The 12,340-nt window shown below is 66.4% G+C and carries 11 protein-coding genes and 6 tRNA genes; 10 read left to right on the top strand and 7 right to left on the bottom strand.

The genetic code is table 11. The features are described from left to right. The first annotated feature begins 22 nt into the window (after positions 1–22). From MasN3_RS17395 to MasN3_RS17350, 10 genes are all read left to right on the top strand, one after another. Positions 23–1,363 carry an aminotransferase class I/II-fold pyridoxal phosphate-dependent enzyme gene (locus tag MasN3_RS17395; protein WP_281908858.1) on the top strand — a complete coding sequence of 447 codons (1,341 nt, stop codon included), beginning with the start codon at positions 23–25 and terminating at the stop codon, positions 1,361–1,363. A gap of 80 nt (positions 1,364–1,443) precedes the next feature. Continuing rightward, a complete protein-coding gene (gene gltX, locus MasN3_RS17390) occupies positions 1,444–2,835 on the top strand; it encodes a glutamate--tRNA ligase (protein WP_281908857.1) in 1,392 nt (463 codons plus the stop codon). A 137-nt stretch (positions 2,836–2,972) separates the two neighbouring features. Further along, positions 2,973–3,048: transfer RNA gene (locus tag MasN3_RS17385), tRNA-Ala, on the top strand. Between the two features lie 67 nt (positions 3,049–3,115). Continuing rightward, positions 3,116–3,191, top strand: a tRNA-Glu gene (locus MasN3_RS17380). Between the two features lie 65 nt (positions 3,192–3,256). Continuing rightward, positions 3,257–3,332: transfer RNA gene (locus MasN3_RS17375), tRNA-Ala, on the top strand. 31 nt (positions 3,333–3,363) lie between these two features. Next, positions 3,364–3,439 (top strand) — tRNA-Glu (locus MasN3_RS17370). Positions 3,440–3,509: 70 nt separating this feature from the next. Further along, positions 3,510–3,585, top strand: a tRNA-Glu gene (locus MasN3_RS17365). A gap of 82 nt (positions 3,586–3,667) precedes the next feature. Beyond that, positions 3,668–4,840 carry an elongation factor P maturation arginine rhamnosyltransferase EarP gene (earP, locus tag MasN3_RS17360; RefSeq protein ID WP_281908855.1) on the top strand — a complete coding sequence of 391 codons (1,173 nt, stop codon included), beginning with the start codon at positions 3,668–3,670 and terminating at the stop codon, positions 4,838–4,840. Positions 4,841–4,950: 110 nt separating this feature from the next. Next, positions 4,951–5,526, top strand: a complete 576-nt coding sequence (locus MasN3_RS17355; RefSeq protein WP_027863741.1) for an elongation factor P — start codon at positions 4,951–4,953, stop codon at positions 5,524–5,526. A 139-nt stretch (positions 5,527–5,665) separates the two neighbouring features. Next, complete coding sequence (locus MasN3_RS17350) at positions 5,666–7,276, top strand: amidase (protein ID WP_281908852.1); 1,611 nt, start codon at positions 5,666–5,668, stop codon at positions 7,274–7,276. On the opposite strand, the gene MasN3_RS17345 is transcribed toward MasN3_RS17350, so the two are convergent. From MasN3_RS17345 to MasN3_RS17315, 7 genes are all read right to left on the bottom strand, one after another. Continuing rightward, a complete protein-coding gene (locus tag MasN3_RS17345; RefSeq protein ID WP_281908850.1) occupies positions 7,277–7,789 on the bottom strand; it encodes a TssQ family T6SS-associated lipoprotein in 513 nt (170 codons plus the stop codon). Next, positions 7,786–8,883, bottom strand: a complete 1,098-nt coding sequence (locus MasN3_RS17340; RefSeq protein ID WP_281908848.1) for a PEGA domain-containing protein — start codon at positions 8,881–8,883, stop codon at positions 7,786–7,788. The genes MasN3_RS17345 and MasN3_RS17340 overlap by 4 nt, the downstream gene beginning before the upstream one ends. Positions 8,884–9,043: 160 nt before the next feature. Further along, positions 9,044–10,453, bottom strand: a complete 1,410-nt coding sequence (dbpA, locus tag MasN3_RS17335; RefSeq protein ID WP_281908846.1) for an ATP-dependent RNA helicase DbpA — start codon at positions 10,451–10,453, stop codon at positions 9,044–9,046. 47 nt (positions 10,454–10,500) lie between these two features. Beyond that, on the bottom strand, positions 10,501–10,734 hold the full coding sequence (locus MasN3_RS17330; protein WP_281908845.1) for a hypothetical protein: 234 nt from the start codon (positions 10,732–10,734) through the stop codon (positions 10,501–10,503). A gap of 82 nt (positions 10,735–10,816) precedes the next feature. Continuing rightward, positions 10,817–10,893, bottom strand: a tRNA-Met gene (locus MasN3_RS17325). 41 nt (positions 10,894–10,934) lie between these two features. Next, complete coding sequence (locus MasN3_RS17320) at positions 10,935–12,113, bottom strand: class I SAM-dependent methyltransferase (RefSeq protein ID WP_281908844.1); 1,179 nt, start codon at positions 12,111–12,113, stop codon at positions 10,935–10,937. 10 nt (positions 12,114–12,123) lie between these two features. After that, on the bottom strand, positions 12,124–12,333 hold the full coding sequence (locus MasN3_RS17315; RefSeq protein ID WP_027863734.1) for a hypothetical protein: 210 nt from the start codon (positions 12,331–12,333) through the stop codon (positions 12,124–12,126). Positions 12,334–12,340: the final 7 nt, after the last annotated feature.

The following is a 12,340-nucleotide window of genomic DNA, read 5'->3' as shown; positions in this document are numbered from 1 at the left end:
ATCTCTTGTACCGGAGGATGCCGTGCTGAATGAACCGATTCCCTTTGATCCCGCCCACGACCTCGACGCGCTGGCCGCTTCGGGCGCGCTGGGCGGCAACGTCGCCCTGTTCCGCCAGCCGCGCGGACGCGACCTGCTGCGCCGCGCCGCGCCGCTCGACGCGTGGTGCGCGCTGCGCGCCCGCCATGGCGTCTGGCCCTATGGCCGCACCCTGGACGGCCCGCCGGCGCCGCTGGCCACCGTCGAGCGCCGCCAGGGCATCAACTTCGCCTCCCAGGATTACCTGTCGCTGGCCGCCCACCCGGCCGTCATCGACGCGGCCATGCGCGTGATGGCCGAATGCGGGCCGCACAGCGCCGGCTCGGCCGTCCTGCTCGGCAACAGCCGCTATTCGGGCGCGCTGGAGGAGGCGATCGGCCAACTGCTGGACTGCGGCCACGTGGTGTTGTTTCCGACCGGCTGGGGCGCGGCCTTCGGCGCCGTGACCGCCCTGGTGCACGGCAGCGACCATGTGGTGATCGACGCCCTGGCCCATGCCTCGCTGCGCCAGGGCGCGCACGCGGCCACCCGCAACGTCGCAGCCTTCCGCCACAACGACTGCGACCACCTGCGCGAACTGCTGGCCGGGCTGCGCGCGGTGGATGCCAACGGTGCGATCCTGGTCATCACCGAAGGCCTGTTCAGCATGGATGCGGACAGTCCCGACCTGCCGCTGATGCAGTACCTGTGCCGCGAGTACCGCGCGACCCTGCTGGTGGACGTGGCGCACGACCTCGGGGCCGTGGGGCCGGGCGGTACCGGCGTGATCGGCGCCCAGGGGATGCTGGGCAAGATCGACATCGTGATGGGCGCCTTTTCCAAGACCTTCGCCTCGAACGGCGGCTTCGTGGCCTGCTCGGAACGCAGCGTGCGGCGCCAGTTGCAGCTGTTTGCGGGGCCGCACATGTTCTCGAACGCGCTGTCGCCGGTGCAGGCCGCCACCGTGCTGGAGTGTCTGCGCATCGCGACCGGCGAGGAAGGCGAGCGCCTGCGCGCCGACCTGATGCGCAACGCGGTCGAGCTGCGCGCGCTGCTGCAGGAGGAGGGCTTGCGCTGCCTGGGCAAGCCGTCGCCGATCGTTCCGCTGTTGCTGGGTCCCGAATCGGCCACGCGGATCGCCGGCATGCTGCTGGCGCGCCGGCAGGTATTCGTCAACCCGATGGAATTCCCCGGCGTGCCCCTCGGCGCGGCGCGCCTGCGCCTGCAGTTGATGGCCCAGCATACGCCGGCCCAGATCCGGCGTGCGGCGCGTCAGCTGGCCGAGGCGGCGCGGCGCGCGCTGGCAGCGCCGCGTCCGCTGCTGCAGCCGTCCACGCCGGCCTGAAGCAGGGCGGGTGCGCGCATGGGTGCGTGAGCCAGGGACGGCGGGGTAAAATAACTCCTTTACCTTTCTTGCATCCAGACATGACCGTCCGCACCCGTTTTGCACCCAGCCCGACCGGCTACCTCCACCTGGGCGGCGCCCGCACCGCGCTGTATTCCTGGGCCTACGCACGCCACTTCGGCGGCAGCTTCATCCTGCGCATCGAAGACACCGACCTGGAACGCTCGACGCCGGAAGCGGTGCAGGCGATCCTGGACGGCATGCAGTGGCTCGGCCTGTCGCACGACGAAGGCCCGTTCTACCAGATGCAGCGCATGGACCGCTACCGCGAGGTGGTCGCCTCGATGCTGGAGCAGGGCACTGCCTACCTGTGCTACTGCTCGCCGGAAGAAGTCGAGGCGATGCGCGAGCGCATGAGGGCAAGCGGCGAAAAGCCGCGCTACGACGGCACCTGGCGTCCGGAGCCGGGCAAGACCCTGCCGCCAGTGCCGGCCGGCGTCAAGCCGGTGGTGCGCTTCAAGAATCCACTCGACGGCGAAGTGACCTGGCACGACGTGGTCAAGGGCCCGATCACCATCGCCAACAAGGAGCTCGACGACCTGATCATCGCGCGCCTGGACGGCACCCCGACCTATAACTTCTGCGTCTCGGTGGATGACTGGGACATGAAGATCACCCACGTGCTGCGCGGCGATGACCACGTGAACAACACCCCGCGCCAGATCAACATCCTGCGCGCGCTCGGCGCCGAGCTGCCGCAGTACGGCCACTTGCCGATGATCCTGGGCGCCGACGGCCAGAAGCTGTCCAAGCGCCACGGCGCGGTCAGCGTCATGCAGTATCCGGAGCAGGGCTACCTGCCGGAAGCCATGCTGAACTACCTGGCGCGCCTGGGCTGGAGCCACGGCGACGATGAGATCTTCTCGATGGAGCAGTTCACCGAGTGGTTCAACCTGGAGCACCTGACCGCGTCGGCGGCCCAGTTCAACCCGGAGAAGCTGGCCTGGCTGAACAACCATTACATCAAGCAGGCCGACAACGAGCGCCTGGCCGGCCTGGCCCGTCCGGTGCTGGAGCGTGAGGGCGCGCAATTCGAGAACGCGCCGGCCCTGCCGACCGTGATCGCGCTGGTGAAGGACCGCGCCAATACCATCAACGAGCTGGCCGATACCGCCATGCTGTTCTACCGCGAGCCGCAGCCCGATGCCGCGCTGCTGGCCCAGCACCTGACCGACGCGGTGCGCCCGGCGCTGGGCGCGTTCGCGGAGCGCTGCAAGACGGTCGAGTGGAACAAGGCCGCGATCGCCGCCATGTTCAAGGAAGTGCTGGGCGCGCACGGCCTGAAGATGCCGCAGATCGCCATGCCGCTGCGCCTGATCGTCACCGGCCAGCTGCAGACGCCGGCCATCGATGCGGTGCTGGAATTGTTCGGCCGCGAAGTGGTGTTAACGCGCATCGCAAAGTACCTCTAGATTCTTTTTTTGCGGAGCGCGCATTTTCTCAAAATGGGTATTTGCGAAATGCAAGGCGCTCCGCTATAATGCTCGCACTTCAGCAGCACACGGTAGCAAACAAGCAGGTCGAAGTAGTTTGCGACAGTGTGAAAAGAGGGGGTATAGCTCAGCTGGGAGAGCGCTTGCATGGCATGCAAGAGGTCAGCGGTTCGATCCCGCTTACCTCCACCATTCTGGAGTGCGGCAGCGATGTGGCAACATCGAGGTCGTGGTAGTAAAGTAGTACGGTAGTTCCGAGGTCCCCATCGTCTAGAGGCCTAGGACATCACCCTTTCACGGTGAGTACCGGGGTTCGAATCCCCGTGGGGACGCCAGCGTGCAACCAGCGGCACGCAGTAGTAGAAGTAGTTGCAGTATGTTAGAATGTTGTTTTCCCGTAGGGGGTATAGCTCAGCTGGGAGAGCGCTTGCATGGCATGCAAGAGGTCAGCGGTTCGATCCCGCTTACCTCCACCACGTAGGAAAAACAACAGTTCTGACAGTCCGGGTCCCCATCGTCTAGAGGCCTAGGACATCACCCTTTCACGGTGAGTACCGGGGTTCGAATCCCCGTGGGGACGCCAAGAATTTGGCAGCATGATTGACACCGCGGTGCGGTGCAATCGTAGTAAACAGCAGCAAGTACAGTTCAAGGTCCCCATCGTCTAGAGGCCTAGGACATCACCCTTTCACGGTGAGTACCGGGGTTCGAATCCCCGTGGGGACGCCAGCATAAAACCGGAGTAGACCAACGCGCATGCGCGGAGAGGTGCTCCGGTTTTTCATTTTGTCCAACGCAATTGCGTATCGACATGCCATCCGATTCAGCCCTTACCCTCGCACTGTTCTGCAAGGTCGTCGACAATTACGGCGACATCGGCATCTGCTGGCGCCTGGCGCGCCAGCTGTGGCGCGAGCATGGCGTCCACGTCAGCCTGTGGGTGGACGATCTCCACAGTTTCCGCCGGATCTGTCCGGAAGTCGACGCCGGCGCCGCCGTGCAGACGGTGCAGGGCGTGCTTGTGCACCACTGGCGCGACCAGGAAGGCGCTTTCGTGCCGGAAGACGTCGCCGACATCGTGATCGAATTCTTCGCGGTCGACATCCCGCCCGGCTACGTCGCCGCCATGGCGCAGCGCACGCCGCGCCCGGTCTGGTTCAACCTCGAAGGCTTGACGGCCGAAGAGTGGGTCGAGGGCTGCCACCGCCTGCCGTCCATGCATCCGCGCCTGAAACTCACCAAGCACTTTTTCTTCCCCGGATTTACCGCGAAGACCGGCGGCGTGCTGCATGAAGCCGGACTGGACGAGGAGCGCCTGGCCTTCCAGGCCGACCCGCGCGCGATGGCTGCCTTCCTGGGCGGCCTCGGCCTGAGTACTGCCGAGATGCAAGGCCTGAAAGTCTCGCTGTTCTGCTATCCGCATGCGCCGGTCGCCGCACTGCTGCGTGCCTGGTCGGAAGGGGGACGGCCCGTGACCTGCCTGGTGCCGGAAGGGGTGGCCGCCGAAGCGGTCCGGGCATGGATGGGAGGCGGCGCCCGTGCCGGCGACAGCGCGACGGTTGGCGCGCTCACTGTGCGCGTGCTGTCGTTCGTGCCGCAGCCCGACTACGACCGGCTGCTGTGGGCCTGCGACCTGAATCTCGTGCGCGGCGAGGATTCTTTTGTCCGCGCCCAATGGGCGGGGCGGCCTTTTGTCTGGCACATCTATCCGCAGGACGAGAACCTGCACCATAAAAAACTGCGCGCTTTTCTCGGCCGTTATGCGCCCGGCTTGCCGGCGCTCGAGCGTTTCTCGCTCGGATGGAATGGCGCGATCGATATCGATCCGATCGCGGCCGCATGGCAGGACTTGCAAGGTGAATTGCCGCGCATTGCCATGCGTGCGGAGGAATGGCGGGGGGAGGTGCTGGCCCATGGCGATTTGACCACGAAGCTGCTCGAATTCGCCCGCGAACTCAGAGGCGCTGCGCAAAATCCGGTATAATGCGCGGTTAGTCTCTAACGAAATACACAGGATCAAACGTAGGCTCCCAGGCTTTCTTCGCTCATGGCCACCGCTGATTTAATGCAACTTACTTTTTACGTAAAACTACTATGAAATTCGCTAAAGAAATCCGTGTTGGCAACATCATTATGGTCGAAGACAAGCCGTTCATCGTGCTGCGCTCGGACGTGAACGGTTCCAGCCGCACGGGCTTCACCTACAAGTGGAAGATGAAGAATCTTCTGACCAACGCCCCGCTGGAAAACGTGTTCCGCGGCGACGACAAGTTCGACGTGGTCGTGCTGGACAAGAAGCCGGTGACCTACTCGTACTTCGCCGACCCGCTGTACGTCTTCATGGATGAAGAGTACAACCAGTACGAAATCGAAGAAGAAAACATGGGCGACGCCATCAACTACCTGAAAGACGGTATGGAATGCGAAGCCGTGTTCTATGACGGCAAGGCTATCTCGGTCGAACTGCCGACCACCATCGCCCGCCTGGTCGTGTACTCGGAGCCGGCCGTCAAGGGCAACACCTCGGGCAACGTCCTGAAGGAAGCCAAGATCGAGAACGCCATCGAAGCCAAGCAGCACACCGTGATGGTGCCGCTGTTCGTCAGCACCGACGACGTCATCGAAATCGACACCCGTACCAACGAGTACAAGAAAGTCGTCCGCAACTAAGCGTCGACGTTCAAAAAAAAGAACGCTGCCTCGGCAGCGTTTTTTTTCGCCTGTGCGGCGTACCGGGTCGTCATCCATGATGTGTCACATGAGTAACTTTTACTGCTATGCTGATGCATCATTCGACATGGAGACGGGTATGAAGCGCAGGGATTTCGTTCGGCTCGGAGTAAGCGCAGGGGTGGCGGCGGGCGCCACCGCTGCAGTGACACAGGCACAAGCCGCACCCAGGGCGCCGGGCGGTGCCGCGGCGGGCATCCTGGATGCCGGTGTGCGCGAGCAGCAGGCCCAGATGGCGGCCGGCACGCTCAGCTCACACTCCCTGGTGCAGCAATACCTGGCGCGCATCGCCGCCATCGACAAGGCCGGCCCGCGCCTGAACGCGGTCATCGAGACCAATCCGGATGCGCTGACCATCGCGGCCGGGATGGACCGCGAACGCGCGGCGGGCAAGCTGCGCGGTCCGCTGCACGGCATCCCGGTGCTACTGAAGGACAACATCGCCACCGCCGACCGCATGAGCACCAGCGCCGGTTCGCTCGCCCTCGACGGCGTGCGCGCGGTCAAGGATGCGCACATCGTGACCCTGCTGCGCAACGCCGGCGCCGTCATCATCGGCAAGACCAACCTGTCCGAATGGGCCAATATGCGTTCCACCAAGTCGGTGAGCGGCTGGAGCGGCCGCGGCGGGCAGACCAAGAACCCCTACGCGCTCGACCGCAATACCAGCGGATCGAGCTCGGGCTCGGGCGCCGCCGCGGCGGCCAGCCTGGCGACCCTGACCGTCGGCACCGAGACCGATGGCTCGATCGTCTCGCCCTCTTCCTCCTGCGGCATCGTCGGCATCAAGCCGACCCTGGGCCTGCTCAGCCGCAGCGGCATCATCCCGATCGCCCACTCGCAGGACACGGCCGGCCCGATGACGCGCAGCGTGGCGGACGCGGCCTTGATGCTGGCCGCGATGGCAGGCCCCGATCCGGACGACAAGGCGACCGCCGACAGCCGCAGCCACGTGGCCGACTACGCGGCGGCCCTGCGCCTCGACGGCCTGAAGGGCAAGCGCATTGGCGTGGCGCGCAACTTCTTCGGCAGCAATGATGCGGTCGACGCGATCATCGAGAAGGAACTGGCGGTCTTGCGCGCGCAAGGCGCGATCCTGGTCGACGTCAAGCTGCCGAACGTCGACAAGTACAACGAGAGCGAGCTGCAGGTGCTGCTGTACGAGTTCGCGCCGGGCCTGGAGGCTTGGCTCAAGAACTATGCGCCACACGCCCCGGTCAAGAACATGGCGGACGTGATCGCGTTCAATGAAAAGAACGCGGCGCGCGAGATGCCTTACTTCAAGCAGGAACACCTGGTGGCGGCCCAGGCCAAGCCGGGGCTGGATGCGCGCGAGTACCGCGAAGCCCTGGCCAACGACCTGCGCTATTCGCGTGACGAGGGCATCGACCAGGTGATGAAGGAGCACAAGCTGGATGCCCTGGTGGCGCCGACCGGCGGGCCGGCCTGGCTCACCGACTACGTCAACGGCGACCACTACGGCGGCAGCTTCTCGAGCCCGGCCGCGGTGGCGGGCTATCCGCACATCACGGTGCCGGCCGGCTTTACGCGCGGCCTGCCGGTGGGGATCTCGTTTGTCGGCGGGGCGTGGAGCGAGGCGTCCCTGGTCGGCATGGCCTATGCCTACGAACAGGCATCGAAGCGTCGCCGCGCACCGGTGTACCCCGCCACCATCAACGTCAAGCTCTGATCAGCGCACGTTCTGCCTGGCCTTGGCGAACTGCGGCCCCCACAGCGGGTGGCCCTGTTCGCCGGGACTCAGGTCGAAGGACGCGTCCAGGCGCATCGCCCGCTCGAAGGCCTGGCGGCATGGGGTGGGGCGGTTGGTGACGCAGTAGCTGAAGGCGGTGTACTTGAGCGCGCTGACGCGGTTGCGCACCGAGCCGCTGTTCATGTCGTTCGAGCTCAAGCGCTTGATCGCGCCATTGAAGTCGCCGTCGTGGTACAGGGCAATGCCTTCGCGCAGGGCGGTTTCGTCGCGGTTCGCGGCCGGGCGTTCCGGGCGCGGGGCGGGGCGCTCGTTGCGCTCGGTACGCTCGGCGCGCGGATGCGAGCGATCGTCCACGCGCGCGCGGGGACGCGGCGCTTCATTCTTGCCCATGATGGAATTGAGCTGCGAATTCAGTTCGGCGCAGCCGCCGAGCAGCAGCACGGCGCCGAGCAGGCAGGCACGCAGGCCATGGGTCCTCATGCGTGGGTTCACTCCACCTCCTCTTCAGTAAAATCCATCTCGATGGTCGCGGACGCGCCCTTGACGGCGTTGACCGTGACGGTGTGCTCGGGGAAATTCGGGTTGACGATGCGGATCGTGTGCTGGCCCGGCGCCAGGGTCAGGCGCTTGAGCGGCGGGCTGGCGCCGTGGTCGACGCCGTCGACCTGCACCATGCCCCAGGGCTTGATCAGGAGCTTGTAGGTGGTGCCGGCCGCGGCTGGCAGCGGGCGCACGGTGGCGGCCTGGCCATGCACGGGGAGGGTGGCATCCAGGGCCGGCGGGGCGGCGGCCGGCTGCTCGAGCGGCATGCCGCCCGCGGGCGGCATTCCGGCAAGCAGGGATGGATCGGTCGCGGCCGGGGCGGGCGCCGCGGACGCGGTGGCGCCGGGGTCGGGCTCGCCCGGCAGCGCCAGCGTGACGGTATCGCGCGAGTCGGCCCCGTGCAGCAGGGCGAACAGGGCGCCGAGGGCGGCCAGCAGCACGGTCGCCGCCGCAATCAGGAGCAGCCAGCGTTTCATTCCGCCGGTGTCGCTCACGGGGGCGGGCGGTTCGCTCAGAAACGACACCGCCGGTTCGGGCGGAGCGGAAGACCGCGGCTGCGCGGGTACGGGCGGGCCGAGCGGCACGATGCCAAGCAGGTTGCGCAATTGTTCGATGGTATGGGGGCGCTGCTGCGGATCGGGCGACAGGCAGCGGTCGACGGCGGTCACGAAGCTGTCGCTGTACTGATCCCCGCCGTTGGCGGGGAAGCGTCCCTGCAGCGGCGCCGCGGGCGGATACTCCCTGGTGATGGCGTAGTGGACCACCGCCGCCAGGTCGTGCATGTCGCCCGCTTCCGACCAGGCGCTGCCCACGTCCGGCGAGGGCAGGAGCATCGGATCGCCCGAGTCGAGCACCAGCACCGTGTCGGGGCTGATGGGGCGGTGCGGCATCTGCATCGCGTACTGCAGTTCGAGCGATTGCAGGATCTGGCGGAAAATGCGCCGGCACCAGACTTCGTTGACGAGTTCGTGATTGAACTCGACGACTTCGCGCACGGTCCGGCCGTCGGTCTGCTGTTGCTGGGTTACGGGAGTGCTGGTCATCATGGCGTCGAGCCGCGCCCTGACACACAGGAAGCTGTCCGGAATGTGTCCCGGCGCGGTATTTGTATTTTGACAAATAATGCCAGATTTGCCGCGGCGGTGGCGCTGCTGAGCCAACCGTGCGCGGCTGTTACAAATCGTTACCGATAGCCGTGCAGCCTCAGGCCTCCAGGAAGCGCATCTTGAAGTAGCGGCCCTTGATGGCGCCGAATTCCGGACCCGGAGCCTGGCGGTCGCTCAGCTTGGCGACCGCCGCGTGCGCGGCGTGGCGGTCGAGGGCCACGTAGCTGGCGAACTCGCCGACGTTGATCTTGCCCACCTGTTCCTTGGTCAATCCGGCATCGCCGGTGAGGGCGCCGAGGATGTCCCCCGGACGCAGCTTGGCCTTCTTGCCACCGGCGATGTGCAGGGTCAGCATCGGGGCCGGCGCCGCGGCTTCAGGGTGCGCGCCCAGTTCGTCGAGCCGGTGCCATTCGGCCGGGGCGTCCTGGTATTCCTCGATCAGGCGCACCCATTTCTTTTCGTTCGGTGCGCACAGGGTGAGCGCCAGGCCGGCGTCCTGGCCACGGCCGGTGCGGCCGATACGGTGCACGTGCACTTCCGGGTCCTTCGAGACATCGGCGTTGATCACGGTGTCGAGGTTGGCGATGTCGAGGCCGCGCGCGGCGACGTCGGTGGCCACCAGCACCGAGCAGCTGCGGTTGGCGAACAGCACCAGAATCTCGTCGCGCTCCCATTGTTCCAGCTCGCCGTACAGCGCCAGCGCCGAGAAGCCCTGCTCGCGCAGGTGATCGGCCAGCTCGCGGCAATGGGCCTTGGTGTTGCAGAAGGCGAGGGTGGAGACCGGCTGGTAGTGCTTGAGCAGCTGCGCCACCGCTTCGTCACGGCCTTCGAAACCGATCTCGTAGAAGCGCTGTTCGATCTTTTCGGCGCTGTGCTGGCTTTCGACCGCCACTTCGAGCGGGTCGGCCAGGAAGCCGGCGGTGGCGAAGCGGATGTCGTCCGGGTAGGTGGCCGAGAACAGCAGGGTCTGGCGGCGCTGCGGGCAGCTTGATACGATGCCTTCGATCTCGTCGTAGAAGCCCATGTCGGTCATGCGGTCGGCCTCGTCCAGCACCAGGGTCTGGACCTTCGACAGGTCGAGCGTGTTGCGGCCGAGGTGGTCGCGGATGCGCCCCGGGGTGCCGACCACGATGTGGGCGCCGTGCTCCAGCGAGGCGATCTGCGGACGCATGGCGACGCCGCCGGTCAGGGTCAGGATCTTGACGTTGCCCACGCCGCGCGCCAGGCGGCGCAATTCATTGGCGACCTGGTCGGCCAGTTCGCGCGTCGGGCACAGCACCAGGCCCTGCACCGCGAACCATGCCGGGTTGAGCTTGTGCAGCACGCCGATGCCGAAGGCGGCGGTCTTGCCGCTGCCGGTCTTGGCCTGGGCGATCAGGTCGCGTCCTTCGAGCACCGCCGGCAGCGAAGCGGCCTGGATCGGCGTCATTCCGTGGTAGCCCAGGGTGGCGAGGTTGGCGAGGAAGCGCGGCGCCAGCGCCAGCGAAGTGAAGGGTTGCGTGTTCATGGTAGTCCAGCCAGGGATAAGGCCAACAGTGTAGCCAATTTGGCGGACTACGCCGAGGCCGGCGCCCACACCGGCAGGCCGGTCAGGTCGAGGTTCTCGTCGCGGCGCCAGACGGGCAGGCCAGTGGTATCGGTTTCTTCGAGCAGTTCCAGCTGCTCCTGCTTCAGGGAGGCCCGGCGCGCGCGGGGAGCGCTGCGCTTGGGTTCGACAACGGGGTCAAGCGGTGCAGCCGGCTCGAAGCCCGGCAGGTCGATTGTCGCGTTGTCTTTCTTGTCTCTCATCTGCCTGGATGCTGCGCTGCGTCGTTTTTGCTGCCGCAGAAAACAAAAGCCCGGCTACAAGAGTCGGGCTTTTATCGGTATTTGGTTGCGGGGACAGGATTTGAACCTGTGACCTTCGGGTTATGAGCCCGACGAGCTGCCAGACTGCTCCACCCCGCGTCTGAGAAAAAGATTATAGCGCGGATCGGCGGCTTGCGCAATCATTCGCTTGTTGCGACCGGATGCGCACGCAGGCGCCACAGCGAGGTCACTTCGCGCGAGCGGGCCGCATGCAGGGGATCGTCCGGGTCGCTCGCTTTGCCATGGGTCGGCCGCACGTCGTGGCGGGCAATGACTTGCAGACCGGCATCGGCAATCCAACCGAGCAATTTTTCGCGCGTGCGCAGCCCGAGGTGCTCGGCCAGGTCCGACAGGATCAGCCAGCCTTCGCCGCCCGGTTCCAGGTGCTGCGCCAGGCCGCCCAGGAAACCCTTGAGCATGCGGCTGTCGGGGTCGTAGATCGCGTATTCGATCGCCGAGCTGGGCTTGCCCGGCAGCCAGGGCGGATTGCACACCACCAGCGCAGCGCGGCCTTCGGGAAACAGGTCGGTCTGGACGATGTCGACCTGGGCGGCCAGGCCGAGGCGTGCGATGTTCTCGCGCGCGCAGCCGAGCGCGCGCGCATCCATGTCGGTGGCGAGCACGCGCTGGACGCCGCGTCGCGCCAGCACGGCCGACAGCACGCCGGTGCCGGCGCCGATGTCGAAGGCCAGCTTCGTTCCTGCCGCGCCTTGCGGCAGCGGCGCCTGCGCCACCAGCTCGACGTATTCGCCGCGCACCGGCGAGAACACGCCGTACCACGGGTGGATGTGCGCATCCAGGCTTGGTATGCGCACGCCCTTGCGGCGCCATTCGTGGGCGCCGATCACGCCCAGCAGTTCGCGCAGCGAGGCCACATAGGGTGCGTCGGCCGGCCCGTAGGCCTCGAGGCAGGCCTCGCGCACGTCCGGTGCGCGGCGCAGCGGAATCGCGTGGCCGGCATCGAAGGGGATCAAGAGCATGGCGAGGGTGCGTGCGCGCTGCAACTGCTGCAGGCGGTGCCGGTGGAACAGTTCGCTTGGACTTGCCGGCGCCTTGCCGGCCTTGGCGCGGCGCGCCCGGTCGCTCTTGTGCTCGACCCGGCGCACCAGCGCGCTCAGCAGCTGGCGCGCGTTCTGGAAGTCGCCGCGCCAGAGCAGGGCGGTGCCCTCGAGCGCCAACCGGTAGGCGGTGTCGGCGGTCATGGTGTCGTCGGCAACGACCACCTTCTTCGGCGCCGGCCAGCCGCTTTCCGAGCGCCATTGCGCCGAGCGCTCGGCGCCGCCTTCCAGCCAACTCAGTTGCCCCATCGTGTCGCTCATCGATGGCCGATCAGTGATGGTGGTGCCAGTTGCCGTCGGCGGATTCGAGATAGGACTTGACGGCGTCCGGGCTGCCGGTGGCGTGGCGCTTGGGCTCGCCGCATTCGCAGACGCCCAGGTAAGGCTGGATGTGCGAGCAGGCCGAGACCTTCTGCAGGGTGACCTTGACCGGTTTGGCGCACTTGGCGCATTTGAAAGTGAGGAAGCGGGCTGGCTTCATAAGCGTG

Source organism: Massilia varians (assembly GCF_027923905.1).
Lineage (GTDB): Bacteria > Pseudomonadota > Gammaproteobacteria > Burkholderiales > Burkholderiaceae_D > Telluria > Telluria varians_B.
This window is presented reverse-complemented; position numbering and strand designations above follow the sequence as displayed.

Bases quoted from the DNA above. Each gene is read 5' to 3' on its own strand.
- dbpA (WP_281908846.1), bottom strand. From the start codon at position 10,453: ATGAACACGCAACCCTTCACTTCGCTGGCGCTGGCGCCGCGCTTCCTC.
- MasN3_RS17320 (WP_281908844.1), bottom strand. From the start codon at position 12,113: ATGAGCGACACGATGGGGCAACTGAGTTGGCTGGAAGGCGGCGCCGAG.
- gltX (WP_281908857.1), top strand. From the start codon at position 1,444: ATGACCGTCCGCACCCGTTTTGCACCCAGCCCGACCGGCTACCTCCAC.
- MasN3_RS17315 (WP_027863734.1), bottom strand. From the start codon at position 12,333: ATGAAGCCAGCCCGCTTCCTCACTTTCAAATGCGCCAAGTGCGCCAAA.
- MasN3_RS17355 (WP_027863741.1), top strand. From the start codon at position 4,951: ATGAAATTCGCTAAAGAAATCCGTGTTGGCAACATCATTATGGTCGAA.
- MasN3_RS17350 (WP_281908852.1), top strand. From the start codon at position 5,666: ATGAAGCGCAGGGATTTCGTTCGGCTCGGAGTAAGCGCAGGGGTGGCG.
- MasN3_RS17340 (WP_281908848.1), bottom strand. From the start codon at position 8,883: ATGACCAGCACTCCCGTAACCCAGCAACAGCAGACCGACGGCCGGACC.
- MasN3_RS17330 (WP_281908845.1), bottom strand. From the start codon at position 10,734: ATGAGAGACAAGAAAGACAACGCGACAATCGACCTGCCGGGCTTCGAG.
- earP (WP_281908855.1), top strand. From the start codon at position 3,668: ATGCCATCCGATTCAGCCCTTACCCTCGCACTGTTCTGCAAGGTCGTC.